The sequence below is a fragment of the Candidatus Rickettsia colombianensi genome, assembly GCF_003664375.1.
GTDB lineage: Bacteria > Pseudomonadota > Alphaproteobacteria > Rickettsiales > Rickettsiaceae > Rickettsia > Rickettsia tamurae.
The window spans coordinates 100691-124828 of sequence record NZ_RAQN01000009.1; the positions used below are offsets into that span (position 1 = coordinate 100691).

The following is a 24138-nucleotide window of genomic DNA, read 5'->3' on the forward strand; positions in this document are numbered from 1 at the left end:
TCATTCAGCTTTATCTCACTTTTTTGCTTCTGCTTCTTGCTGTAGTTTATATTCTGCTGCTTTTTCTTCTATATAGTTAAAAAAGAAATAACAAAATGTTAAAAAACTAGTTAAAATGATTGCAAACGTTATTAATATTAACTTAAGTTCTTTTTTAGAGTTTTCAGCTTTTAATCGTTTTTCCTCTTCTTCATCAATTATAAACTCAGGTAATATATTTGATTCTTCTTCTTTATTTTCCATGTGTTACCATATCTTAAGTTTATTAAAAATTAATGATAGAGTTTAAATATCATTTAAGTAAATTATGATATAAAGATACTTAAAATAAGTCAACAATTTTTAATTATTAGTTGTGATTTAATATAAATGACTGGTGCTTTTTAAAATAATTTTCTAATAGACAGTTTTGAAATTAGTTATTCTTCTTTCTTGAGGTTCTGATTTTATTTTTGGGAAATCTACATTATCTTAGCCAAGTGTATGAAAGTGTTTAAGCTTTCTTCGTCGTCTTTGGTCATTATATAAGGTACTTTGACATATATAAGCATTTGATGTGTTTTGTCCGATATTTTATTTTTCTCTAAAAACGCATATAATTTGTGAGTATTGTTATGTTCATCTTGTATACTAAACGCTTTATTTGCTGCAACTGATTTATCGGATTTTGATATAAAAGCATTAATAAAATAGTTTAAAGAATCTCTAAATAATTCGCTTAATTGCTCATCATTTCAAGAGCAGAATATTTGTCGCAGTTATTATTAAGAATTTTATATAACATTTTTTTATCAAAATATGCAGGTATTATTTTTTAAATCCTTATTAATAATTTGCTGTTTGTAATAAGATAACTGACGCATAAAAACGATAACGGTAGCTGTAAGACCTGCAACTAAGATAGAGTATAAATTTAGTGATTGAAAAAGCATATTTTCAATATATTTAATTATAACTACCAAAGATAGTATAGATTTTTTTGCTTTTCAATCTAAAAATGAACCATTACTGTATATTACTTATTTTTTTCTTTCAATTAGTTTATTTATCACATATTTATTGTGCTGCTAATAGAACATGAGATTTGTATAAATTAACTTTCAACTCAACTAATCGATTTTCATATCTATGACAAGAAAGTTATTAAAAAATTAATTTTTAAAATCTTATTAATTTTTGCATATTGATTCTAGAAAAATATTCTAATTATACATATTATCCTCTTATTAAATTCTATAAATTTTAATTTTTTGTTAAAGAATGAGCTATAGACAAAATCATAATAAAAAGTTTTAAGAATGCAATAGAAATTTAATTAAAGATATAAATAAAAATTTGAAAGTAATTTAAAGAGTTTATGAATTTATAGGGGATTAAAGGAAATAATAGAAGATTTTAATAGTTAATGATAGTTGCTATTTATTGATTTAAAAAATCTATGTATTACAGTTGTTCCAAAATTATCGTCAGAACAGTTTAAAACATCTTTAAATAACGAGTTTTATGTGTGATAATAATCTTACTTTTTCTAGCTGAAAATATTGTTTAATTTCTTCAAGTGCCAAATATATACCAAGGTTATTTAAGAATTTGCTGTTTATAAAAAGATATTGTGTTCATCATGGTCTAGTACCTCAAGAAAAAAAAAGTATGAAGTAGAACATATAGGGCAAATATCTAAAGAAAGTTGTGAAATATCTTAACTTCTTACATTCCACTACATGTGAAGTGTGTTAAGTTGCACTTCATTTCTCTATTTATCGTATAAGGCGAAAAATCCTATTGACGTTCTATATAAAACAGTATAGATTTCTTTACAATTTAACTTTTTGTAACGAAATTATGCTGACCTATAAAAAAAGCAATTAAGGTTAAATAGAGAACAGCAAGAAGCGGTAGGATTATTGTCTATTGGTACTTTTTTAGAGTATTTTGATCTTCTATTATATATTCATATGGCAGTATTACTCAACGATATATTTTTTCCAACTTCAGATCCTCAAGTTGTTTTCTTACTTTCTGCTTTTGCCTTTTGTTCTACATATATTTGTAGACCTGTAGGGGCAATAATTATAGGTTATATTGATCACTTAGGACGTAAATCTACTGCTGTAGTTATAACAGCTTTAATTATGGCTTTATCTTGCTTTATAGTGGCAATTTTACCTACATACGCTGAAATAGGGATAAAAGCAGCTGGGTAGCTTTAACTTCTGTTTTTACTTCGTTAGGAGGGATGGGAGCATTGTTTGTAGCATATTTAACAACTACGACAGGAGCAAATTGGCGATATGCTTTTTGGATAGACAGGTATTGCAATGATTGGAGGATTGGCTAGAACACGCCTCAGAGAGACGCCTGAATTTGCTGATGCAAAAAGAAGAGTAAAAAATATACTTGAAAAAGCTAATTTAGATATAAGCAAATTAGAAGAAAATCCTTTATGGAACCAGAAAGTGAGTATAAAAACTTCCTTAGCTTTATTTTGTATTCAGTGTGCAGGTCCTGTATGTTTTTATTTTATATACGTACATTGTGGAAATATTTTAAAAAATTCTTTTAACTATACTCCTGCACAAATAATCCATCAAAACTTTTTAGTTTCTATAGTACATGTTGCTAGCTACATAATAATAACATATTTAAGTTATTACATTTATCCTTTAATTATACTAAGAGTAAAAGCAATTATATTTGGAATTTTTATACTGTTATTTCCATATTTATTAAACTATAGTACAAGCGGTTTTGATATATTATTAATTCAATCATTTATAGTTTTATTCAGATTTTGTGATACACCAGCAATGCCTATATTTTATAGACATTTCCCAGTATTTAAACGCTTTACTTATACCAGTTTTATATATGCTCTATCCCGTGCTATGATGTATGTTCTTACTTCTTTTGGGCTTATTTATTTAACAGAATTTTTCGGACATTGGGGAATGTTAGTAATTATGATACCTATAAGCATAGGGTTTATGTTTGGATTAAATCACTTTGAAAAACTCGATAAAACAGAAATTGATTTTAATCAAAAAATAGGTCTTTCAATTGCATAGCTTTTAAAACATTATTTTATAAATTCTTGTTCTAATTCACACACATCAAAAGACACTGCAAGTGATAAAAAAGATTGTAATGTTTCTTCAACAATTTTTTTATTTTCTCAGGTGATTTAGCACTTATAGTTTGCATATTATGCATGCGATCAAAGAATTTAATTATTAATGCACTTTCGTTAATATCCTTTATTAATAAGTCTAAGCTTTCTGCTGCACTAATTTTTCCATAAGGCTTAACCCTAGTTAACCCTTCTACGTGCTTTGCTACTTCTATCCCAAAAGTTTCGGTAATTATTTCTTTAGTAAGTTCTGTATCCTCAATTGTATCGTGTAACAATGCCGCTTGCAGTATAACATGGGTAAAAAGTTTACTAGCTTCATTTGTTACAAATTCTGCTACCATAATCGCCACCTCAATCGGATGAGAATAGTAAGGATCGCCTGATTGACGCATTTGCAAACTATGATATTTATGAGCGTAGTAGATACCTTTTTTGACTTCCTCTATATCAACAGGATTTTTTACTTTAGTGTTTAAATATTCGAGTTTATCAATCAGCTTTTTAGTGTAAACGCAAACTTCAAACTTTTCCTTCCAAGAGCTTAAATCTTCCATAAAAGTTATTTCTTATTTTTGTTAATAAGAGTTGATTACAATTAAAGTAAAAATTATAAGGTTGCAATAATAAATAATTTTTTAATCTTAAAGAAGTATTAATAATTTTAACTTTTAGTATTTTAGCTACTATCATTCTGTTTTATTAGTTGCTTTGGCTTCTTGTTCTTGCTGTAATTTATACTCTGCTGCTTTTTCTTCTGCATAATTAAAAAAGAAATAACAGAAAGTTAAAAAACTAGTCAAAACTATGCCAAGAGTTATTAGTATTAACTTAAGCTCTTTCCTTGCATTTTGAGCTTTTAATTTCTTTTCTTCCTCTTCATCAATATAAGACTCAGAGGTTAAAATTTCTTCTTCTTTATTTTTCATATTTTAACTCTTTAAAATTAGCTTATATATTAATGATAGAGTTTAATTATCATTTGAGAGAAGTAATTTATAGGGGGAATTTAAAAGAAGTCAATAAATATAATTGTTAATTGTAATAATTATATATTTAATAAATCTATCTTACTCAAAAATACGGTTTTTTCTATTTACTAGGTAAATATGCATTAGCTCTTGAGGTTTGCAATGAAGCCATTAAGTTAAATCCTGGTTATTCTAAAGCATATAACAATAAAGGTATTGCTTTATACTATTTAGGTAAATACAATTTAGTTCTTGAATTGTATCTTTTGCTTGTTCTGATACTGAAAAGTTATTTTATAATAAATTTACAAAATGTTTTAGTGCAGTCTCTCGTCAAGCTCAAAGAAAGCTTAAATTACTAAATTCGGCTATTAATATTAATGATTTATGTTCTCCTCCTGGTAATAATCTTAAGTCATTAAAAGGTGATAGAGTAGATCAGCATAGTATTCGTATTAACGATCAATGGCGTATAGTTTTACTTGGCATGACGGAAACGCCCATAATGTTGAAATTGTTGATTACCATTAAGGAGGTTATATGCACCAATTACTAGATCTTGTAACGCCTGGTGAGGTATTAGAAGAAGAATTCATGAAGCCTTTAAATATAAGTCAAAACAGGTTAGCTCGTGATATTGATGTACCGCCTAGCCGTATCCATGCAATAGTACACGGTAGAAGATCAATTACTGCTGATATGGCATTGCGACTCGGTAAGTATTTTCAAACCTCGGCTCAAATGTGGATTAACCTACAATCGCATTATGATTTAGAGGTTGCAGAACGTAACGAGTGGTCTCATATTAAACATCGTATTCGTACTATGGAAGTAGCAAGAAAAGCTAGTTGATTATTTCCTAGCAACGGCAAAAGATTCAGGGTGTTTGATAGAAATGTTCGGTTTTTTCTGTTTGTTTTAAGTGACCACGCAACACAGCATTATAGCCGATTCTTTTTACTACTTCACTTGATGCGTCACGCTCAAGTTCTGCACCCGTAAGTAGGACTGTTTAGTAACTACAACAAACTTTAGAACACAAATAAACTATACTTTTATTATGCAACAAAATTGATCAGAATTAGCTAATCGTTTTGAATAGCATGGAATATAATACAGAGAACCTTAAACTCTGCCTTGTCCTAATTTTTTAAGCTGCGTATTTTTAAGGATTGTTGTTGTAAAATATCCTTTTTATTTGTTAATCTAGTACTTACCATTCCTACCGGAATTGTTTTTGCCTAGATTCTACTATTGTAAATACTTCTCATAAGCTCTAATATATACCGCTAAATCATAATTGCTATTAATGGGCTTTGGTAATATATCGTTTTTTACTAATTGCTGAATCCTACGAGTAGTTAATCTTAATGTTTTAGCTATGTCGGATAGTTTGTAACTATTGGTAATACTCATGATTTACGTTAAGGATCTTTTTAGTATATAAATTATTTCTGCATATCTAATAGTAATTGTTTTCTAGTACTTGCATCTGGATTATCAGGGTCCAATTCTAACGCTTTATTAAATGATTTGAGGGCTAAGTTATATTTTTTCCAATTAAATAGTGTAACACCTTTATCAATATGAGGTGTAGGATTATTAGGGTCTAATTCTATTGCTTTATCAAAAAACTCTAATGCTAAATCATATTGTTGTAGTTGCCTTAAAATTTGTGCTTTATTATGATAAGCATAAGGATGAGTAGGGTTTAACTCTATTGCTTTTGAGTAAGCATCTAAAGCCAAGTCATATTTTTTTAGCCTAACTAATACCATACCTTTATTAAGATATGCATGAAAATGTTTTGGATTTAATTCTATTATTTTCTCAAATGCTTCAAGTGCTAGTTCATTCTTGTTAGGAAGTGCTGAATTTAAATTAAAGAACATCAGCCTCGCGCCATGTTCCATGTATGCTTCAGTGTTGCTAGGATCTAATTCAAGAGCCTTATTAAACCATTTAAGAGCTGCCTTATACTTTCCTAACTTTTCTAAAGTTCTACCTTTATCATAATAAACTTTAGGGTCATTAGGATTTAATCTTATTTTTATACTATACAGTAAGTTTTGGGTTATATTGATTAACGATATTAACATTTACAACTTATTAAAATGTTAATTATACTCTATAAACTAATTATTAAAAAGTGTTATCTAGCAAAGGTAACCCAAGTTTTGATAATATTGGGTCTTTATTAAATCCTTTAGGATTATAGCTGAAAGTTGAGCCTTGTACGTTTTAATGTTAATGGTACCCGCGGCCGGACTTGAACCGGCAAGAGCTTACGCTCCACAGATTTTAAGTCTGTTATGTCTACCATTCCATCACGCGGGCAAGATCAGTGTACAGTATATTGTATACTATTTAATTCACGGTGACAGGTTAATAAAAAAAATACAAAAAAGCAAGTACTTTTATCGTTAATATATTAGTCTGATATGAAAAAGTTATTAAACACCTTATAAAATAGTTAGTTGACTCATTAATTTATTAGATAATTAACTTAAATAGTGACAAAATAGTAATAATATGATAGATTAGTTTCAGAAAGCAATACTTTCTTTTGCATGTTATTGACATGTTTATTGACAAATGCTGCAAGGTAAGGTAGTTTTGCATAATGAATTTTTATCGGCTCTTATATTTAAGTAAGGCTTAAAGTAAAATTTAAGTTTTAGTTATTATAAGCGTGTGTTAAGTTCAAATAAGTAATTTCTATCTAATAAAGGTTTTTATGGCTACAAATATAGTAGGTAAAGTTAAGTGGTATAATTCTACGAAGAATTTTGGATTTATTGAACAGGAAAATGGCGGCAAAGATGTGTTTGTACACAAATCAGCTGTAGACGCAGCAGGTTTACATAGCCTTGAAGAAGGACAAGATGTAATTTTTGATCTTGAAGAAAAGCAAGGAAAAGCCTATGCTGTTAACCTCAGAATTAAATAAATATATTTATTAAGAAGTTATCCAAAATTGTTTATAATTTAGGGTAGCCTAGTTATTTTTATCAAAATAGTAAATATTTTATTTTTGTCTTATAATAACCTATATAATTTAAGTATAATAAATTATTTTTACTAAAGGGCGTGAAAATGCCCTAAATCTAATAATATTATTCTGGCTTGAATAAGATTCTAAAATAGTTTCATTATTCATTATCGTTTTATATATTTAGTTGGTGTTTTGTAATCTAGTTAAGCATATTTTTTGATTCAGGATAATTATATAAGTCGTTATTTTAATTTACTATAACTTATTTTTTATACGATAGACCTCTTGCATAATTTATCTTATAAAAGGAATTAAGAGATTTCTACTCTACGCAAGCGTACTATAGTTAAGTGCGTGAGGATGAGAGGATAGAGTCGATGTCTTAATTATCTTTAGAAATGGGTTATGTAAGAGGTCTAATCAATAATGTGCATATTTTGATTTAAAACTATATTGGATTATATAATGAAAAATTTTAATTTATCTGAAGAATTAATTATTGCTCTTGAGACAATGAATATCACTGAGCCGACTGAAATACAAAAGCAATCGATTCCGGTTGCAATAGCGGGGTCGGACATACTCGCCTCTAGCCAAACAGGTTCAGGAAAAACTCTCGCTTATTTATTGCCATTAATTGATTCATTTATTAAAAATAAAACTACTGCTTTAATTCTTGTTCCGACTAGAGAACTAGCAATACAAATACATAGTACTTTAAATAAAGTAACTACATCCTATAAAATTAATAGTGCAGTTTTGATAGGCGGTGAAACGATGCCTAAACAATTTATGCAATTAAAAAAGAATCCAAAAGTGATTATCGGTACGCCGGGGCGTATTATCGATCACTTAAATAGGGGAAGTCTAAAAATTGATTGCATAGGTATAACCGTACTTGACGAAATGGATAGAATGCTTGATATGGGGATGAAAGAACAGTTAGAAGAAATCAATAAATTTTTACCGGAAAAAAGACAAGTTTTAATGTTTTCTGCTACTATGCCAAAACATATTATTGCTCTTTCTCAAAAATATCTAAACAATCCGGTACGTATTACGGTAGGTGCTACTAATAAAGCAGCTGCAGAAATAAAACAGGAATCATTACATATTTCTGATAAAGAAAAATTTAGTGAATTAACTAAACAACTTGGTAATAGGGAAGGATCGGTAATTATTTTTGTGAAAACTAAACGCTCTGCCGATCAGCTAGCTAAAATGTTGAAATATGAAAATCATAAAGCAGAAGCTATACACGGTGATTTAAGTCAGCATCAACGTGAAAGAGTAATTTTATCATTTCGTAAGTCAAACCATAGAATAATGGTAGCAACTGATGTAGCGGCTCGTGGGCTTGATATTCCTCATACACAGCATGTTATTAATTATGATTTACCTATGTGTCCTGAAGATTATTTACATAGAATAGGTAGAACGGGTAGAGCAGGGGCTACCGGACATGCGTTGTCTTTTATTTCTCCTGATGATGTTATTAGATGGCGTGCAATCGATCGTCTAGTAAATAAAGGAGAATCTACGCCACGTAGTGAGTTTAGAAGTGATAAAAATAATCGTAAAAGATCATTCGGTAAAAGAGCCGGCGGTGACGGTAAAAAGTTTAATTCTTTTGATAGTAGCCGTAAAAGAACCTTTGACGGTAACAGCTACGGTAATAAAAGAAAGAAAGTATCGTAGTTTAGATTTACGTCATTGTGAGTGATCTTTGATCGTGTGGGTGGTTATTACATTGTCATCCCGTGGCTTGACCACGGGGTCCAAAAAACAACTTAAAATACTAATATTATTAGTATTTTAAACTGGATCTCGCGATCAAGTCGCGGGATGAAAGAAGTGGAATTGATATATGCAGAAACGCCGATCAAGGCGTGTGATGACAAATATAAAAAAGGAGAATAAGTTCATAAGTTTAAATTTTTCACGATTTCAATATATATCTAATATTTTCTTTATATTAATAATTTCTTTTCCCGGAGGTTTAATTTATTTACTTACCAGTTCAACTCTTTCTTTTTGGCTTCGAGAATCCGGTTTTGATAAAATCACTATCGGGCTTTTTAGTTTAGTTAATTTTATTCATATATTTAAATTTTTATGGGGTCCTTTACTTGAAAAAGTAAGTTTTGCTCCTTTAAGTAAGCGAGGATATAAATATTGTTTAATTATTGCTTTGGTTAGTTGTATTTTTTGTGTATATGTTCTGACAAATTTTAACCCTAACACTCATTTTATACCATTTGTTTTATGCTTAGTAGCTGTGGCATTTTTTTCTTCCATTTATGATATGTTACTTCAATCATCACAGATGTTACTGATTACAAATAAAAATTGGGGCATAAGTGAAGCAGCCTGTACTACAGGCTTTAGAATAGGTATACTTATAGCAGGTTTAGGAGCGTTATATTTATCTACTATCATATCTTGGCAAGATGTTTATCGTGTTATGGCAATTTTATGTATACCGTCATTACTATTAATTATATTCTATCCGCTTAAATTTAAAGATAAGATAATTATTAATGATTTTGATAGATTTTGGCATGCCTTTTATGACTTTATCGAGAAACCTAAATGGCTAATAATTGTTAGTTTTATGCTTCTATATCGTCTTCAAGATAATTTTCTTTCAATTATGCCGAATATGTTTTATCTCGATATCGGTTATACGAAAAAGGACTTAGCGCTTGGCTATAAAGCTTTCGGTATGTGTGCTGCAATCCTTGGAGGTTTTATAGGCGGGGTTTTGTGCCGAAAATATGAATATTCTTATTTGCTTAAAAGAGCATTAATATATCATGCTTTATCTAGCCTATCTTTTTTATTTCTCTATTTTTATAATCGAGATATTACAAGTCTGTATATAGCGGTCTTTTTTCAAGAATTTACCAATGGCTTAACTATGTCGTCGTTTTTTTCGTACCAATTAAGATGCTGTAGTTCTAAATATTGTATAACCCAAATTGCTTTAATTACTTCTATTGCTCATATTAGTACCATATTGTTTGGTAGTATTTCAGGTTATGCAGCTACTTATTTAGGTTGGACTTATTTCTTTATTGTAGCAGGATTTTGTTTTATACCTGCTTATATATTAATTAGATATTTACCGCCTTATGTTATTCCTAGCTAAAAGCGGGAATCTAAAAAAATATTTATACTTGTCATTGTGAGGAGCGTAGCGACGTGGCAATCTCTCTTAAATTTCATGAGATTGCTTCGTCGGTATAAATGCTTTCTCGCAATAACGGGGATAGGCAGTACTGGATTCCTGCTTCCGCAGGAATGACATATACGGCTTTTGAGAGCCATGCAACAATGCCCAAGATAAATACAAATATATTGTAAAAGTAGTACTATCAATTTATAATAATCAACAAATTTATTAGTGTGCTTTAATTATGTTTATTCAAACTGAAGATACTCCCAATCCCGATGCAATAAAATTTTTCCCGGGGCAGGAAATAAGTAGTGATCAGCCGGTATTTTTTAGTGAGCTTGCTGAAGTAAAAGGAAGAAGCAAACTTGCAGAATCGCTATTTCATATTAATAATGTAAAATCAGTATTTTTTGGTAGTGATTTTATAACAGTAACTAAACAAGCTGAAGATAATTGGCAAGTTATAAAGCCTGAAATTTTAATGGTTATTATGGATCATTTTGTTGCAGGATTTCCGGTATTTGAAGAAAGCACCAAAGCAGATAATGTAAATCATAGCCTTGATGGGCTTTCAGAAATAGAGAAGCAAATCGTAGAGATTATTGAAACTAGGGTGCGTCCATCTGTTGCACAAGACGGCGGTGATATAATATATAAAGGCTTTGAAAACGGTATAGTTAAATTAGCACTTCGTGGTGCATGCCTTGGATGTCCTAGTTCCACTATTACCTTAAAAAACGGTATTGAGTCCATGCTTAAACATTTTGTACCGGAAGTGCAAGAGGTTGAAGCTGTAGAGGAAGATTTTGAGTAATTTAGGCATTGACTAAAAGAGTTAATCTAAAGTTTCGATGTCATTCCCGCTTTTGCGGGAATGACATCGGAAGGCTAAACTACACTATAAAACAACTTTTTCTAAGCAATGCCAATGTAAATCCTTTTACTATACAAGTTTAAAAGAGAACTACCTCGATGTTCAAAAAGATTTTTTGGATTTAACAGGGCAATGTTTATATTGATGTGAAAGAGTGACCGTTCACGGGTGTTGAGTGGCTTATTATTCCTCTCTGTCATCCCGTGATTTATTCATGGGATCCAGTAAAACATAGAAAAATTTATTTTTATATGTTTATTTTGTTAAACATGTAGTGTAGATAACAATGTTGAAGTTATTTTTTCTAGACCCCGTGGTCAAGCCACGGGGTGACAGTGAAAAACCTGTGAACGCTCACGTTAAAGAAGCTATTCTTCCTTTGCAGAATTGATTATATCATTTTGATGCCCAAATAACGTAATGTAGTTCAACATCTTTTGGAGCATATACTACGATAGGTAGTTTGCTATTATATCTAAAAAATGTTTTATCGCCTAAAAATACACTAACCGGTTGTATGGTTGCTTTTACGTTTGGGTATACCATCATTGTACTAGCAGGGTGATCGCTAACTTGATCGATTACATAATAATTATATCCCCAACCTTCTAAAGTTTTTGTTTCCAGCTTACCGCCAAACCAAACACGATTACAATCTTTCATTGCATCTTTTATAGCTTGTAATGCTACTTTCAACCTTTCCTCATTAGGTTCTGTAGGTAAATGAATTACATAACGCTTTTGATTTTTAAGTGGCGTAGGGTAGAGTGCAATATCTTTTAACCGCTTATCGCTATTAGCTAGTAAATGAGTATTTAAAAAACATAATGTAAGAAGTAGTATAATTTTGTTTATCATATTATTATTTTTTTAATTCAAATCCATTATCTCGCCTAAAGGAGTTACATAAGAAGAATTTATTTTGCCATCGGCTATATCAGCACTAAAGCCTTCATTATAGTCAACATCACCATTTTCGTTTATTTTTTACTTAAAAATAATATAGCATTTTCAAATTTATTTTCTTTTAATATAGGCTGATTATTTAAACTAAAAACTTTCATGGCAAGCCTTTCATTATTAGGTAATCTAAAATATATTTCTGATCCATTATTGGATTCAAAAAAATTACATTTATTATAAGCACCTAATAATAATAAATTATTTAATACATCTATGATAACTTGTTCTTCAAGGTTTATAATTTTAGGAAATAATATGTAATTATTGTGATTATTTTATATATTTAAAATAAGAATACTTTGAGAGTTATATTGCTGTTTTTCCAAATATATATTTGCAAAATTATTTTGTTTTAATTCTGTAAAAACTAGTTCAGCCTTATATTTTTGTTTATCACTAGAAAAGTTAGGTAGTGTTTCTATAAAATCAAGAGAGGTTCCGCTAAATCTTGTATTCAGCATATTATTTTGATTTAGTTCGGTAAAATCTAATGCGGCATAGTATGTTGCTCCGTCAATGTCTAAACTATATACAGGCTTATCTTCCAATATCTCTTGTAAAAAATTTTGAGCATGTTCTTTAGTTTTACAAACATCAATTTGATTTGCAAAGCTTTTTGCTATAAAAAACTTTAAATCTTTTTGATCCGATAAAGATAAATCATGAATGTGACATTTAAATGTTTTATTTATATAATTTATTAGTAATGCAATATCTGCAGGAAAATTTTCAGTTATTTCTAATAATTCTTTTTTATTCTGTTCTGAAATTATATTCATATTCTAATCCCGTTTCTTTCTTAAAAAAGCCGGTATTTCATGAATATCAGATTCTTTATTATCTTGATCTAGAGTACTAACAACAACGTTTTTGCGTTTTAAAGTTTGATTATTTGAAGCACGCAGAGAACCCCATATTTTTCCTAAAAATGATGGTTTTGGTGAGTCATCTTCAGATTTGTTGAAAGTATTTGCATGTAACCCGAGCTCTTTTTCATTTCCGATAAAATTTTGATTCATTGGAGAGTCGGTAATTTCAATATTTTCGGTACTGTAGCTGTTAAAATCAGGAATTTCTTCTATTTGTGTAGGTTGTGCTATAGCTTCATTAGAAGAAATTCCTGAATAAGTTTCTTCAGGAACTGTATTGGTAGTTTCAGCTATTGCGGGTTTATATGTCGGTACTTTATCGGCATCAATACCGGTAGCAACAACCGATACTCTGATAATTCCTTTTAGTTCCGGATTAAATGTTGAACCGAAAATAATATTAGCATCAAGGTTATCTACTTCTTCTCTAATTCTATTAGCAGCGTTGTCAACTTCAAATAAGGTCATGTCGGAACCACCGGTAATATTGATTAATACACCTCTTGCACCGCACATTGAGCTATGATCTAGCAGCGGATTTGAAATTGCAGATTCTGCCGCTTTAATAGCTCTATCTTCGCCACTAGCTTCACCCGTGCCCATCATTGCTTTACCCATTTCGCTCATTACTGCTTTAATATCAGCAAAATCAAGATTAATAAGTCCCGGCATAATCATTAAATCCGTTACTCCTCTAACGCCGGCATGCAATACGTCATCTGCCATTTTGAAAGCATCGGCAAACGTCGTTTGTTCATTAGCAATACGGAATAGATTTTGGTTCGGTATTACAATTAAAGTATCAACGAATTGCTGTAATTCAATAAGTCCTTTATCGGCAGTTTTCATACGATGACCGCCTTCAAAATGGAAAGGTTTAGTTACTACCCCAACCGTAAGGATGCCTAGTTCTTTAGCAATGCGTGCAATAACCGGTGCAGAACCGGTACCTGTACCACCGCCCATACCTGCCGTAATAAATACCATATTGCTATTTTCTAGGTAACTACGAGTTTCGCTTTCTGATTCTTGAGCAGCAAGTGCTCCAACCTCAGGAGAAGCTCCTGCCCCAAGACCTCTAGTCGTAGAAACACCGAGTTGTATTTTGTTGGTGCATAAAGAATGTTCAAGCGATTGTGCATCAGTATTAGCTACTACAAAATTAGCACCTTGCAGATTAGCAATAATCATATTATTTACTGCATTACTACCTGCACCCCCAACGCCGAAAACCGTAATGGTCGGCTTTAATACTATATTTTCAGGAGCTTTTATATTTAAAACCATGAGAATCTTTTATTTTATATAATTAATGTTTAAGTATAATAAAAGATTTAGAAATTTCCATAAACTTTTTATGAAAAATGTGGATTATTTTCTTTTATAGTGAATTAACTTGAATTAGGGATGATTTATAAGAAATATTTTATTTTTTTAAGGGCATAGCGAATACCGCTAATGCTAATCCATTTACGGTATACTTATAATAAATGAAAAGTAGGTAGACGACGCCAATTTTTCAAATTAAACGAGTATATATGTTTTTAAAAAATTAAAAGATGATATAGAAATTGTCCGTAATTTAAGTTAATTCACTATATAATAGCGGAATGACGTTATTATGACATGCTTTGATTAATGCTTTATCGTTAGTGGCCATAGGAAGCCCTTCATGCATGGCAGTTAATAAATAAGTTGTATCATATGCAGTAAGATTGTTGGCTCTTGCAGTTTGTATAATTTTATGTATGGAAAAATTAAAATTTGATATATTAAGGGGGATAGAATTATATAAATCTATAAATTTAACTGTATCTGCTATATGTAATCTATTACGTTTTTCTGATACTAATAGTGTATTAGTTATTTCAAGTTTCCAAAGATATGGTACTGTAGCTCCATGCTTCATACAATAATTAGCAGTCTAAATATAAAAGAGCGGTTATTCATCTTCTACCTTCATCTCTAAGCTCTTTAATAGTATAAGGAAGGAGCTAATGTTTTACCCTTACTAAATTCAACGAATTTTTCTACTATATTATCCATTTTAGGCTTTTGAGTTATAGGTATAATTTTGGCAACCGGCGTATTATGCTTACAAATGGTAATTTGCTCTCCGTCTTGCACACGTTGTATGAGGTTTGAGAAATGAGTTTTTGCTTCGAGTAGGTTAATTTGATTAGATAAATTTTGTTTCACATTAGGATAACATTAAATAGATAATATAATAAATAGACTAATTTAATATTATCCTAATTTATAAGATTTTGTACAGTAATATTAATAGTTTAAACTAATATCTTTATCTAAAATCTAGGATTGACCAACCATTTTTTCAGGTACTACTATTTTATCAAACTCTTCTTCGGATAAAAGAGTGAGTTTTTTAGCTGCTTCTTTTAAAGTGATCTGGTGCTTATGTGCTTCTTTAGCAATTTTTGCGGCATTATCATAGCCGATATGCGGATTAAGAGCTGTAACAAGCATTAGCGATTTATCACGTAAATCATTAATGCGTGCTATATTGGGTTCTAATCCTTTAACACAGTGAGTAACAAAGCTATTTACGCTATCGGATAACAGCTCTATAGATTGTAGGATATTGTATATTATTACGGGTTTAAATACGTTAAGTTCAAGATGCCCGTTTGAGCCGGCAATAGTAACCGTAACATGATTTCCCATCACCTGACTGCACACCATTGTTAAAGCTTCGACTTGTGTAGGGTTTACTTTACCGGGCATAATCGAAGAACCAGGTTCATTCTCAGGTAAATGCAGCTCACCAAGACCGCATCTTGGACCGGAGCCGAGCAGTCTTATATCATTTGCTATTTTCATTAAGCTAACTGCTATAGTATTAAGAGTTCCTGAAAATTCTACTAGTGCGTCATGGGCAGCTAGACTTTCAAATTTATTAGGAGCCGTCTTAAAGGGTTGTTTAGTAAACTCTGCCACTTTCTCAGCAAGTTTTATATCAAAGCCTATTTTTGAGTTAATACCTGTGCCGACTGCTGTTCCACCTTGAGCAAGTAGATAAACTTTTTTTAGTGCATCTTCTATGCGTTCTAAAGCATACTCTATTTGTGTAATATATCCGGAGAATTCCTGTTTAAGAGTTAAAGGAGTTGCATCCTGCAAGTGGGTACGTCCTATTTTTATGATTTTATCCCAATCTTTTGACTTGTCTTGCAAAGAGGTAAATAAATTATTCAAAGCCGGTATAAGTTGCTGTTTAGTTGCAAGTACGGTTGCTATATGCATAGCGGTTGGAAAAGAGTCGTTGGATGATTGTCCTTTATTAACATGATCGTTAGGATGTACTGGAGATTTGCCGCCTTTCTTGCTTGTTAATTCTTCATTAGCAATAGAGGCAATAACCTCGTTCATATTCATGTTTGTTTGTGTACCTGAACCTGTTTGCCAAACTACTAAAGGAAAATTATCCTCAAATTCACCTTCTAAGATTCTATCCGTGGCTTTATCGATACTTGTAGCTATTTTAGCTTCTAAATCACCAAGCTCATGATTAACCTGTGCTGTACATTTTTTTAAAATAGCAAGAGCACGAATTAAAATTTCAGGCATTTTTTGCTTGCCTATTTTAAAACTTTCTAAAGATCTTTGAGTTTGAGCCCCCCAATAAAATTTTTCTTCTATTTGAATTTCTCCAAAAGAATCGCTTTCGGTTCTGTAATTTTTCATAAATTGTTAAATGTTATATAATTATCTATTTTTTTCATAAAATGATCACTTACTGCATTCAAGTCTAATTGCTTGGCTAATTTAGCAAAGCTATAATATAATTTGTCTGTTAAAGAAGCTTTTTTTAGATTCTTAGCAATAAATACTAATGTGCTTTCTATCATAAGATTACGATTAAAACTATAAAATTTTTGCCAATGTTCGTTATATTTAGGTTCGGAAGATTCTATATAATTGGAATATATAGGTTTAGTAATTACTGCTTTACCTTGATATATATCAAATATAGTATTATTAATTAATCTTTCATTCTTGAGGTTATTTATCACTTTATCAAAAAAATTGTTTAATATAGCCGTTGTTATCTCTTCTTCTGTAAGTTCATTTATAAATATGTCTAATTGCTTTTCAAAACTCTCGATAATTTATTCATTTGGTCCCCTTTTCATGACTTTTCTCTCAAATTAATTGATATAATAAAAGTTTATGACTTTAATTTTAGTAGACTAAATATTTATATCGAAGTAAATAAAAAACAATATTTGATTTATTAAAAATATTATTTATGTAATGAATGAAAAATTATAGAAGCGGCATTTGATACATTAAGACTTTCTACTCTCTTAGAAATAGGGATTTTGGCTAAATAATCACATGTTTCTTCGACTAATCTTCGCATGCCTTTATCTTCTGAGCCAAATACTAATGCTATTTTGTCGGAAATTAATTTATCGGTAAAGTAGTCATTTGCAGAACCTGTTAGGCCTATAATCCAAAAGCTGTGTTTTTTAAGATAATTCATACATGAGCGTAAGTTAGTAACTTTAATTATAGGTATTAATTCTAAAGTACCGCAAGCCGCTTTAGCAATGCCGCCGCTTTCATTCGGAGAATTATCTTGAGGTAATATTATAGCATTTATATCAAAAGCAGCAGCACTACGAATAATTGCTCCAATATTTTGTGTATCTGTTATTTGATCAAGAATCGCAATTTTACATTTTGGGTTTTTTATATCTATGTCCTCTAGATTGTAAGAAAAAATTGGTCTAACTTTTGCAGCTATTCCTTGATGTGTTTGGTTTTCCAGTAATTTAGATAAAATATCGTTATTAACAATTTCATAAGATCTAGTACCTATTAATTTTTTGTTTGTATCAAAAATTTCCCTAGTGCATAAAATATTTTCAATTTGACGTTTTGGATTATTTAGAGCAGAAAATACAGGATGTTTCCCATACATATAATAACAATTTTTAGAATCAAGTTTTTTATTTTGCATCTTATTGAAAACCGTCAGTAATTTGTTCTTGACAGAAACTACTATTTATTATAGAAAGTTACAACTAAATAAATGTGCAAGCTGCTATTTGTTTATTTGATGATTCGGCAAGAAGTTTTATTAAGTCCTAATACTAATTACATATTGTATTTTACAGTGAATTAGTCTATTTAATACAGTAAAGTTCTTTAGGAGGGGTGGCCGAGTGGTCAATGGCAGCAGACTGTAAATCTGCCCGCGTAAGCGTTCGAAGGTTCAAATCCTTCTCCCTCCACCACTTAAATGGTTCAGGGAAGCATATCATTTTATTTTAAAAGATTTCATGTATATTATGTTTAATTTTATTTAAAAATAAAACATAATTGTGTATATTTATAAATCTGAATAAAATTGATATAGCATTGTTAACAAAATAGCTTTGAAATTATTTTATTAACAGTGCCACAATGCGGGTGTAGCTCAATGGTAGAGTTCCAGCCTTCCAAGCTGGTTGTGTGGGTTCGATTCCCATCACCCGCTCCAGAGATAGTGGTAACAAATAAATTTAGCAAAAAAATGCACTTATACAAAATTAACTTGTATTAAACCTAAAAAATTGTAGAGAGTAATAATATGGCAAAAGCAAAATTTGAACGAACTAAACCGCACGTTAATATAGGTACGATCGGTCACGTAGATCACGGTAAAACTTCCTTAACGGCAGCAATAACTATAGTACTTGCTAAGACAGGTGGAGCAAAAGCTACAGCGTATGATCAAATTGATGCTGCTCCTGAAGAAAAAGAAAGAGGTATAACTATTTCTACTGCACACGTAGAATATGAGACTAAAAATAGACACTATGCACACGTAGATTGTCCGGGACACGCTGACTATGTAAAGAACATGATAACCGGTGCTGCTCAGATGGACGGTGCAATATTAGTAGTTTCTGCTGCTGATGGTCCTATGCCGCAAACTAGAGAGCATATATTACTAGCAAAACAGGTAGGTGTACCTGCTATGGTAGTATTCTTAAATAAAGTAGATATGGTGGATGATCCTGATCTATTAGAACTAGTAGAGATGGAAGTAAGGGAATTATTATCAAAATATGGTTTCCTAGGTGATGAAATACCTATTATTAAAGGTTCTGCACTTCAAGCTTTAGAAGGAAAGCCTGAAGGTGAAAAAGCTATTAATGAGTTAATGGATGCAGTAGATAGCTATATACCGCAGCCTGTAAGAGCTACGGATAAACCTTTCTTAATGCCAATAGAAGATGTGTTCTCTATTTCAGGAAGAGGTACTGTTGTAACCGGTAGAGTAGAGTCAGGAATAATTAAGGTAGGTGAGGAAATTGAAATAGTCGGTCTAAAAGATACACAAAAAACTACCTGTACCGGTGTAGAAATGTTCAGAAAATTACTTGATGAAGGACAAGCCGGAGATAATGTCGGTATATTACTACGCGGTACAAAAAGAGAAGAAGTTGAAAGAGGACAAGTTCTCGCAAAACCTGGTAGCATAAAACCGCATGATAAGTTTGAAGCTGAAGTGTATGTGCTTAGTAAAGAAGAAGGTGGGCGTCATACCCCATTTACTAATGACTATCGTCCGCAGTTCTATTTTAGAACAACAGACGTTACTGGTACAATAAAATTGCCTGCTGATAAGCAGATGGTTATGCCTGGAGATAATGCTACTTTTACAGTGGAATTAATTAAACCGATTGCTATGCAGGAAGGGTTAAAATTCTCTATACGTGAAGGTGGTAGAACAGTGGGGGCCGGCGTAGTAACTAAAATAAATAATTAATTTTATAAATACCTATTATTTTTTAATAATAGGTATTTATATTTTAAGATGTAATAGACATCTTTCTGAACCGGCTTATAGAGAGGAATTTGAAGAAGACACGGAACGCAGAACCGCAGTGTACATAAAAGTACATGAGGATTCGAATACCGGCTCGACGTACAAATTACCTCTAAAAGTGAAGTTTGGGAATATGTCTACAAACATCTTGCTGTTTAAATATTAGGTTTACTGAATGAAAAATAAAATCAAAATTCGTTTAAAATCATTTGATCATCGTAGTCTTGATCAAGCTACAAAAGAGATAGTTAGTGTTGTTAAAAGAACATTTGCTAACATTAATGGTCCTATTCCTTTACCTAGAAAAATTGAAAGATTTACCGTAAATAGGTCTCCTCATGTACATAAGAAGTCAAGAGAACAATTTGAAATTAGAAAGCATAAAAGATTATTAGTTATAGATGATCCGAATCCGGCGGTTGTTGATGCTTTAAGTAAAGTTGATTTAGCAGCAGGTGTCGATGTAGTGATTGAATTAGAGAGTGGGGAATAAATGAGAACCGGTATAATTGCTCAAAAAATTGGGATGACTAGTGTTTTTAATGATAAAGGAGAAAGAATTTCTTTAACATTAGTAAAAGTTGATGATTGTCAAGTAGTAGGGCATAAAACTCTAGAAAAACATGGATATAATGCTTTGGTTATAGGTGTAAAAGATAAAAAAATCTCTAGAGTAACCAAACCTATGAAACAAGTTTTTGCTAATGCTAAAATATCTCCTAAAACTAAATTAAAAGAATTTAGAATTTCTGAAGAGAATTTTATTGATATAGCAGCAAGTCTAGAAGTAGATCATTTTACGGCAGGACAATTTGTGGATATAACAGCAACTACTATAGGTAAAGGGTTTGCCGGTAGTATGAAAAGACATAATTTTAGAGGTCTTGAAGCTTCTCACGGTGTTTCTATATCCCATCGTTCGCACGGTTCTACAGGACAAAGACAAGATCCAGGAAAGGTTTTCAAAGGCAAAAAAATGGCCGGTCATATGGGATATAACCAAGTTACTATTCAAAATTTGAAAATATTTGCCGTTGATAAAGAGCGTAAGCTTATTATGATTCAGGGTAGTATACCCGGTCACAAAAATTCGTATCTTTCAGTAAAAGATGCAATAAAAAAGGTTTCAATAACTGATAATAGATATTTAGACATGTTTGTTGAGGTTAAAGATTATTAAATTAACAAAACGCCATGCAATATTATTTATATAAAAGTTTTATATAAGACTGTATAAGGTTAAATAAAGATGAAAACTAAAATATTAAGTTTTGCTAATGAAGAAGTTGGTGAGATTAGCTTAAATGAAGATATATTTGCTGTTGAATTTATCAGAGATGATATAATAAAGCAGGTTATTGATTGGCAGAGAGCTAAAGCAATGTCCGGTAACCACAAAACTAAAACAGTATCAGAAGTATCAGGAACCACAAAAAAACCTTTTAAGCAAAAAGGTACAGGTAATGCAAGACAAGGCTCCATTAGATCGGTACAGATGCGTGGTGGTGGTGTAGCTCACGGACCTAGAGTACGTAGTCATGCAACAAAATTACCTAAAAAAGTACGAAAACTTGGTTTAATTCATGCTTTATCCGAGAAGTTCGCTGAAGGAAAATTATTAATAATAGATTCTTTAAAGCTAGATAAGCCTAAAACTTCTGCTCTTGTAAATATATTAAACAAGTTTCAAGGAAAAAGTTTCTTTGTAATAGACGGAAATGAAGTAGATATTAATTTTTCTTTAGCTGCAAAAAATATTTATAATACTATGATTGTTCCGCAAATAGGAGCAAATGTTTATGATATAATACGACATGAATATGTCTTATTATCACAAGAAGCAGTGAGCGTTTTAGAAAAGAGGTTAAGATGAGTTCTTATAAATACTACGATTTAATTAGAAAACCTATTATTACAGAAAAAACTACAACCCTTTCGGAACAAAATAAATACGCTTTTTATGTAGATAAATTTGCTGAAAAACTTACCGTTAAAAAGGCTGTGGAAGAAATATTTAAAGTAAAAGTAAAAAAAGTGAATATTTTAAACGTTAAAGGTAAGAAGAAAAGATTTAAAGGAATTATAGGGACTCAAATCAATAGAAAGAAAGCTATTGTTACATTAGAAAAAGACCATAATATCGATTTTGCCGGAGGAATTAAATAAATGGCTTTAAAAAACTTTAATCCAATTACTCCTTCTCTTAGAGAGCTAGTTCAAGTTGATAAAACTAGTTTATGGAAAGGCAGACCTTTAAAATCTTTGACTAAAGGTATATCTAAAACCGGTGGACGAAATAATCAAGGTAGAATTACTTCTTGGCACAGAGGTGGAGGACATAAAAAATTATATCGTGTTATTGATTTTAAAAGAAATAAAATAGATATTTCTGCTATTGTTGAAAGAATAGAGTATGACCCTAATAGAACTGCTTTTATTGCTTTAATAAAATATGAAGACGGGGAATATTCTTATATTCTAGCACCGCAAAAATTATCTGTAGGTGATAAAGTAATATCAAGTCGAGATGCTGATATAAAAATAGGAAATTGTTTACCTTTAAAATTTATTCCTATCGGTACTACTTTACATAATGTTGAAATGAAAGTCGGTAAGGGTGGCCAAATTGCAAGATCTGCAGGTACTTCAGTAGATCTAGTAGGTAAAGATTCAGGATATGCTCAGATTAAATTAAGATCAGGTGAATTTAGGTTAGTACCTTTAGATTGTAAAGCTACTATAGGTAGTATATCTAACCCGGATCAAAAAAATATTAATTTAGGCAAAGCAGGTAGAAATAGATGGCTCGGTTGGAGACCGCATGTTAGAGGTGTAGCAATGAATCCTGTAGATCACCCTCATGGCGGTGGTGAAGGTAAAACTTCAGGAGGACGCCATCCTGTTACTCCTTGGGGATTCCCAACAAAGGGTAAGAAGACACGTAAAAATAAACGTACTTCAAAATTTATCATAAAGAAAAGAAAATAGATTTTAAATTAATTAGGTATTAGTATGGCACGTTCAATATGGAAAGGGCCTTTTGTAGACGGTTATTTAATAAAGAAAGTTCAAAAATTAATGGAATTAGGTAAATCTGAAATGATTAAAACTTGGTCTAGAAGATCAACGATTTTGCCTATTTTTGTAGGGTTTACCTTTTCTGTTCATAATGGAAATAAATTTATTCCGGTTTCTGTAAATGAAGAAATGGTTGGAAGAAAATTAGGTGAATTTGCTCCTACTAGAACATTTCACGGTCATGGAGTAGATAAAAAAGTCAAAAGAAAGTAAAGATTTATATGGTACAGGAAAATAAAAATTTTGCTACGGCAAAAGCTAAATCTATTAGAGTAAGCCCAAGGAAGCTAAATTTAGTTGCAGCCTTTATTAGAAATATGAAAGTATCTGAAGCATTGGTACAATTAACTTTTTCTCCTAAAAGAATTGCAAAAGTTGTAAAAGATTGTTTACAATCTGCTGTTGCAAATGCTGAAAATAATTTAGGTCTAGATATAGATAGATTGGTTATTACTAAAGCGACTGTAGGTAAGGCTTTAGTAATGAAAAGAGTTATGCCAAGAGCAAAAGGAAGAGCAACTAGAATAAATAAGTTTTTTAGTAATCTTTATATAACTGTTACAGAAAAAGAGGATAATTAAAATGGGGCAGAAAGTTTGTGCACATGGTTTTAGAGTTGGACCGACTTTAATTAAAGGTTGGGATTCCGTATTATATGCAGAAAAACATTATAAAACTCTTTTTATACAAGATTTAAAAATTAGGAATTTAATAAATAAGGGTTTTAATCAAGCTCAAATTAGCAGAGTTTTAATCGAACGTCCTTCTAATAAAAGTATTATAATTAATATTAATGCTAAAAAACCAAATGTCATTATTGGTAGAAACGGTAGTGAAATTAATAAGCTAAAAAAAGCTATCGAAAAAATGACTTCTTTAAAAGAAGTTTATATAAATATTCACGAAGTTAGAAAGTTTAATATAGATGCTGCTATAGTAGCTCAAACTATAGCACTACAGCTTGAAAAAAGAGTTTCTTTTAGAAAAGCCATGAAAACAGCAATTCAGGCTTCATTTAAACAAGGTGGACAAGGTATAAGAGTTAATTGTTCAGGACGACTTGGAGGTGCTGAAATTGCTAGAACCGAGTGGTATATAGAAGGAAGAATGCCGTTACATACTTTAAGAGCTGATATTGATTATTCAACAGCTGAGGCTATAACTACTTATGGAGTTATAGGGGTTAAAGTGTGGATTTATAAAGGTGAATATACAGAAAATAAAAGATATAATTAATTT

The 24138-nt window shown here is 30.9% G+C and carries 28 protein-coding genes, 3 tRNA genes and 3 pseudogenes; 19 read left to right on the forward strand and 15 right to left on the reverse strand.

Annotation, left to right across the window (positions count from 1 at the left end; all coding sequences use genetic code 11):
• Positions 1–15: 15 nt before the first annotated feature.
• A complete protein-coding gene (locus D6968_RS02910; protein WP_121543280.1) occupies positions 16–243 on the reverse strand; it encodes an RP671a family tick cell line-upregulated protein in 228 nt (75 codons plus the stop codon).
• A 218-nt stretch (positions 244–461) separates the two neighbouring features.
• Positions 462–962, reverse strand: a pseudogene (locus D6968_RS06505) (hypothetical protein).
• Between the two features lie 942 nt (positions 963–1904).
• Between D6968_RS06505 and D6968_RS05870 the strand changes: the two are divergent.
• Both D6968_RS05870 and D6968_RS02920 read left to right on the forward strand, forming a co-directional pair.
• Entirely contained in the window at positions 1905–2204 is a 300-nt protein-coding gene (locus D6968_RS05870; protein WP_410519442.1) for an MFS transporter, read from the forward strand.
• A gap of 114 nt (positions 2205–2318) precedes the next feature.
• On the forward strand, positions 2319–3065 hold the full coding sequence (locus tag D6968_RS02920; RefSeq protein ID WP_245969186.1) for an MFS transporter: 747 nt from the start codon (positions 2319–2321) through the stop codon (positions 3063–3065).
• An 11-nt stretch (positions 3066–3076) separates the two neighbouring features.
• On the opposite strand, the pseudogene D6968_RS02925 reads toward D6968_RS02920, so the two are convergent.
• Both D6968_RS02925 and D6968_RS02930 read right to left on the reverse strand, forming a co-directional pair.
• Positions 3077–3684, reverse strand: a pseudogene (locus D6968_RS02925) (HD domain-containing protein).
• 132 nt (positions 3685–3816) lie between these two features.
• Entirely contained in the window at positions 3817–4056 is a 240-nt protein-coding gene (locus D6968_RS02930; RefSeq protein WP_121543282.1) for an RP671a family tick cell line-upregulated protein, read from the reverse strand.
• Positions 4057–4354: 298 nt separating this feature from the next.
• Here D6968_RS02930 and D6968_RS06650 point away from each other — a divergent pair, with 298 nt between their 5' ends.
• Positions 4355–4654 (forward strand): type II toxin-antitoxin system RelE/ParE family toxin, encoded by a 300-nt coding sequence (locus D6968_RS06650; RefSeq protein WP_245969248.1) that lies wholly within the window; start codon positions 4355–4357, stop codon positions 4652–4654.
• Entirely contained in the window at positions 4639–4950 is a 312-nt protein-coding gene (locus tag D6968_RS02940) for a HigA family addiction module antitoxin (protein WP_121543284.1), read from the forward strand. The genes D6968_RS06650 and D6968_RS02940 overlap by 16 nt, the downstream gene beginning before the upstream one ends.
• 399 nt (positions 4951–5349) lie before the next feature.
• On the opposite strand, the gene D6968_RS05200 is transcribed toward D6968_RS02940, so the two are convergent.
• From D6968_RS05200 to D6968_RS02955, 3 genes are all read right to left on the reverse strand, one after another.
• A complete protein-coding gene (locus tag D6968_RS05200) occupies positions 5350–5514 on the reverse strand; it encodes a hypothetical protein (RefSeq protein WP_177717234.1) in 165 nt (54 codons plus the stop codon).
• Between the two features lie 32 nt (positions 5515–5546).
• Positions 5547–6197: a tetratricopeptide repeat protein gene (locus tag D6968_RS02945; RefSeq protein ID WP_177717236.1), complete on the reverse strand. Its 651-nt coding sequence runs from the start codon at positions 6195–6197 to the stop codon at positions 5547–5549.
• A 152-nt stretch (positions 6198–6349) separates the two neighbouring features.
• Positions 6350–6435 (reverse strand) — tRNA-Leu (locus tag D6968_RS02955).
• Positions 6436–6835: 400 nt separating this feature from the next.
• Between D6968_RS02955 and D6968_RS02965 the strand changes: the two genes are divergently transcribed.
• The 4 genes from D6968_RS02965 to D6968_RS02985 all read left to right on the forward strand — a co-directional run bounded on the left by D6968_RS02965 (position 6836) and on the right by D6968_RS02985 (position 11085).
• Positions 6836–7048, forward strand: coding sequence for a cold-shock protein (locus D6968_RS02965; RefSeq protein WP_008579233.1), 213 nt, complete (start codon positions 6836–6838; stop codon positions 7046–7048).
• A gap of 510 nt (positions 7049–7558) precedes the next feature.
• The gene (locus tag D6968_RS02970) at positions 7559–8791 is read left to right on the forward strand and encodes a DEAD/DEAH box helicase (RefSeq protein ID WP_121543288.1); all 1233 of its coding nucleotides are present in this window, start codon (positions 7559–7561) and stop codon (positions 8789–8791) included.
• A gap of 196 nt (positions 8792–8987) precedes the next feature.
• Positions 8988–10244 carry an MFS transporter gene (locus D6968_RS02980; RefSeq protein ID WP_177717238.1) on the forward strand — a complete coding sequence of 419 codons (1257 nt, stop codon included), beginning with the start codon at positions 8988–8990 and terminating at the stop codon, positions 10242–10244.
• A 268-nt stretch (positions 10245–10512) separates the two neighbouring features.
• Positions 10513–11085: a NifU family protein gene (locus tag D6968_RS02985; RefSeq protein WP_121543292.1), complete on the forward strand. Its 573-nt coding sequence runs from the start codon at positions 10513–10515 to the stop codon at positions 11083–11085.
• Positions 11086–11541: 456 nt separating this feature from the next.
• Here D6968_RS02985 and eco read toward each other — a convergent pair whose 3' ends face one another.
• From eco to rlmB, 8 genes and pseudogenes are all read right to left on the reverse strand, one after another.
• The gene (eco, locus tag D6968_RS02995; RefSeq protein WP_121543296.1) at positions 11542–12003 is read right to left on the reverse strand and encodes a serine protease inhibitor ecotin; all 462 of its coding nucleotides are present in this window, start codon (positions 12001–12003) and stop codon (positions 11542–11544) included.
• 380 nt (positions 12004–12383) lie between these two features.
• Positions 12384–12887, reverse strand: coding sequence for a hypothetical protein (locus tag D6968_RS05875; RefSeq protein ID WP_245969187.1), 504 nt, complete (start codon positions 12885–12887; stop codon positions 12384–12386).
• 3 nt (positions 12888–12890) lie between these two features.
• Positions 12891–14264 carry a cell division protein FtsZ gene (gene ftsZ, locus D6968_RS03010; RefSeq protein ID WP_121543298.1) on the reverse strand — a complete coding sequence of 458 codons (1374 nt, stop codon included), beginning with the start codon at positions 14262–14264 and terminating at the stop codon, positions 12891–12893.
• Positions 14265–14559: 295 nt separating this feature from the next.
• On the reverse strand, positions 14560–14886 hold the full coding sequence (locus tag D6968_RS05880) for a type II toxin-antitoxin system VapC family toxin (protein WP_245969189.1): 327 nt from the start codon (positions 14884–14886) through the stop codon (positions 14560–14562).
• 37 nt (positions 14887–14923) lie between these two features.
• Positions 14924–15176 (reverse strand): annotated as a pseudogene (locus D6968_RS03020) (type II toxin-antitoxin system Phd/YefM family antitoxin).
• A gap of 114 nt (positions 15177–15290) precedes the next feature.
• Complete coding sequence (gene fumC, locus D6968_RS03025) at positions 15291–16682, reverse strand: class II fumarate hydratase (RefSeq protein ID WP_121543300.1); 1392 nt, start codon at positions 16680–16682, stop codon at positions 15291–15293.
• Positions 16679–17107, reverse strand: coding sequence for a hypothetical protein (locus D6968_RS03030; RefSeq protein ID WP_245969251.1), 429 nt, complete (start codon positions 17105–17107; stop codon positions 16679–16681). The genes fumC and D6968_RS03030 overlap by 4 nt, the downstream gene beginning before the upstream one ends.
• A gap of 134 nt (positions 17108–17241) precedes the next feature.
• A complete protein-coding gene (gene rlmB, locus D6968_RS03035; protein WP_121543302.1) occupies positions 17242–17964 on the reverse strand; it encodes a 23S rRNA (guanosine(2251)-2'-O)-methyltransferase RlmB in 723 nt (240 codons plus the stop codon).
• Positions 17965–18155: 191 nt separating this feature from the next.
• On the opposite strand from rlmB, the gene D6968_RS03040 reads away from it, so the two are divergent.
• The 11 genes from D6968_RS03040 (at position 18156) to rpsC (ending at position 24135) form a co-directional block, all read left to right on the forward strand.
• Positions 18156–18241 (forward strand) — tRNA-Tyr (locus D6968_RS03040).
• Between the two features lie 171 nt (positions 18242–18412).
• A tRNA-Gly gene (locus tag D6968_RS03045) sits at positions 18413–18486 on the forward strand.
• 90 nt (positions 18487–18576) lie between these two features.
• Positions 18577–19761, forward strand: a complete 1185-nt coding sequence (tuf, locus tag D6968_RS03050) for an elongation factor Tu (RefSeq protein ID WP_040256144.1) — start codon at positions 18577–18579, stop codon at positions 19759–19761.
• Between the two features lie 235 nt (positions 19762–19996).
• Positions 19997–20314, forward strand: a complete 318-nt coding sequence (gene rpsJ, locus D6968_RS03060) for a 30S ribosomal protein S10 (protein ID WP_121543306.1) — start codon at positions 19997–19999, stop codon at positions 20312–20314.
• Positions 20315–21001, forward strand: coding sequence for a 50S ribosomal protein L3 (gene rplC / locus D6968_RS03065; RefSeq protein WP_121543308.1), 687 nt, complete (start codon positions 20315–20317; stop codon positions 20999–21001).
• A 69-nt stretch (positions 21002–21070) separates the two neighbouring features.
• Entirely contained in the window at positions 21071–21694 is a 624-nt protein-coding gene (rplD, locus tag D6968_RS03070; protein WP_121543310.1) for a 50S ribosomal protein L4, read from the forward strand.
• A complete protein-coding gene (gene rplW, locus D6968_RS03075; RefSeq protein ID WP_008580967.1) occupies positions 21691–21987 on the forward strand; it encodes a 50S ribosomal protein L23 in 297 nt (98 codons plus the stop codon). The genes rplD and rplW overlap by 4 nt, the downstream gene beginning before the upstream one ends.
• Positions 21988–22809 (forward strand): 50S ribosomal protein L2, encoded by an 822-nt coding sequence (rplB, locus tag D6968_RS03080; RefSeq protein WP_121543312.1) that lies wholly within the window; start codon positions 21988–21990, stop codon positions 22807–22809.
• A gap of 24 nt (positions 22810–22833) precedes the next feature.
• Positions 22834–23112 (forward strand): 30S ribosomal protein S19, encoded by a 279-nt coding sequence (rpsS, locus tag D6968_RS03085; protein ID WP_121543314.1) that lies wholly within the window; start codon positions 22834–22836, stop codon positions 23110–23112.
• An 8-nt stretch (positions 23113–23120) separates the two neighbouring features.
• Complete coding sequence (gene rplV / locus D6968_RS03090) at positions 23121–23480, forward strand: 50S ribosomal protein L22 (protein WP_008580961.1); 360 nt, start codon at positions 23121–23123, stop codon at positions 23478–23480.
• 1 nt (position 23481) lies between these two features.
• Positions 23482–24135, forward strand: coding sequence for a 30S ribosomal protein S3 (rpsC, locus tag D6968_RS03095; protein WP_121543316.1), 654 nt, complete (start codon positions 23482–23484; stop codon positions 24133–24135).
• Positions 24136–24138: the final 3 nt, after the last annotated feature.

What these genes read in the sequence shown, in the direction of transcription:
- D6968_RS05880 (WP_245969189.1), bottom strand. Translation starts at nt 14,886, where the DNA reads ATGAAGCATGGAGCTACAGTACCATATCTTTGGAAACTTGAAATAACT.
- D6968_RS02940 (WP_121543284.1), top strand. Translation starts at nt 4,639, where the DNA reads ATGCACCAATTACTAGATCTTGTAACGCCTGGTGAGGTATTAGAAGAA.
- tuf (WP_040256144.1), top strand. Translation starts at nt 18,577, where the DNA reads ATGGCAAAAGCAAAATTTGAACGAACTAAACCGCACGTTAATATAGGT.
- D6968_RS02930 (WP_121543282.1), bottom strand. Translation starts at nt 4,056, where the DNA reads ATGAAAAATAAAGAAGAAGAAATTTTAACCTCTGAGTCTTATATTGAT.
- rplV (WP_008580961.1), top strand. Translation starts at nt 23,121, where the DNA reads ATGGTACAGGAAAATAAAAATTTTGCTACGGCAAAAGCTAAATCTATT.
- D6968_RS02945 (WP_177717236.1), bottom strand. Translation starts at nt 6,197, where the DNA reads ATGTTAATATCGTTAATCAATATAACCCAAAACTTACTGTATAGTATA.
- D6968_RS02920 (WP_245969186.1), top strand. Translation starts at nt 2,319, where the DNA reads ATGATTGGAGGATTGGCTAGAACACGCCTCAGAGAGACGCCTGAATTT.
- rplC (WP_121543308.1), top strand. Translation starts at nt 20,315, where the DNA reads ATGAGAACCGGTATAATTGCTCAAAAAATTGGGATGACTAGTGTTTTT.
- D6968_RS05875 (WP_245969187.1), bottom strand. Translation starts at nt 12,887, where the DNA reads ATGAATATAATTTCAGAACAGAATAAAAAAGAATTATTAGAAATAACT.
- rlmB (WP_121543302.1), bottom strand. Translation starts at nt 17,964, where the DNA reads ATGCAAAATAAAAAACTTGATTCTAAAAATTGTTATTATATGTATGGG.
- fumC (WP_121543300.1), bottom strand. Translation starts at nt 16,682, where the DNA reads ATGAAAAATTACAGAACCGAAAGCGATTCTTTTGGAGAAATTCAAATA.
- D6968_RS02980 (WP_177717238.1), top strand. Translation starts at nt 8,988, where the DNA reads ATGACAAATATAAAAAAGGAGAATAAGTTCATAAGTTTAAATTTTTCA.
- rpsS (WP_121543314.1), top strand. Translation starts at nt 22,834, where the DNA reads ATGGCACGTTCAATATGGAAAGGGCCTTTTGTAGACGGTTATTTAATA.
- D6968_RS05200 (WP_177717234.1), bottom strand. Translation starts at nt 5,514, where the DNA reads ATGAGTATTACCAATAGTTACAAACTATCCGACATAGCTAAAACATTA.
- ftsZ (WP_121543298.1), bottom strand. Translation starts at nt 14,264, where the DNA reads ATGGTTTTAAATATAAAAGCTCCTGAAAATATAGTATTAAAGCCGACC.
- rplD (WP_121543310.1), top strand. Translation starts at nt 21,071, where the DNA reads ATGAAAACTAAAATATTAAGTTTTGCTAATGAAGAAGTTGGTGAGATT.
- rpsJ (WP_121543306.1), top strand. Translation starts at nt 19,997, where the DNA reads ATGAAAAATAAAATCAAAATTCGTTTAAAATCATTTGATCATCGTAGT.
- D6968_RS02970 (WP_121543288.1), top strand. Translation starts at nt 7,559, where the DNA reads ATGAAAAATTTTAATTTATCTGAAGAATTAATTATTGCTCTTGAGACA.
- rpsC (WP_121543316.1), top strand. Translation starts at nt 23,482, where the DNA reads ATGGGGCAGAAAGTTTGTGCACATGGTTTTAGAGTTGGACCGACTTTA.
- rplW (WP_008580967.1), top strand. Translation starts at nt 21,691, where the DNA reads ATGAGTTCTTATAAATACTACGATTTAATTAGAAAACCTATTATTACA.
- eco (WP_121543296.1), bottom strand. Translation starts at nt 12,003, where the DNA reads ATGATAAACAAAATTATACTACTTCTTACATTATGTTTTTTAAATACT.
- D6968_RS02910 (WP_121543280.1), bottom strand. Translation starts at nt 243, where the DNA reads ATGGAAAATAAAGAAGAAGAATCAAATATATTACCTGAGTTTATAATT.
- rplB (WP_121543312.1), top strand. Translation starts at nt 21,988, where the DNA reads ATGGCTTTAAAAAACTTTAATCCAATTACTCCTTCTCTTAGAGAGCTA.
- D6968_RS02965 (WP_008579233.1), top strand. Translation starts at nt 6,836, where the DNA reads ATGGCTACAAATATAGTAGGTAAAGTTAAGTGGTATAATTCTACGAAG.
- D6968_RS02985 (WP_121543292.1), top strand. Translation starts at nt 10,513, where the DNA reads ATGTTTATTCAAACTGAAGATACTCCCAATCCCGATGCAATAAAATTT.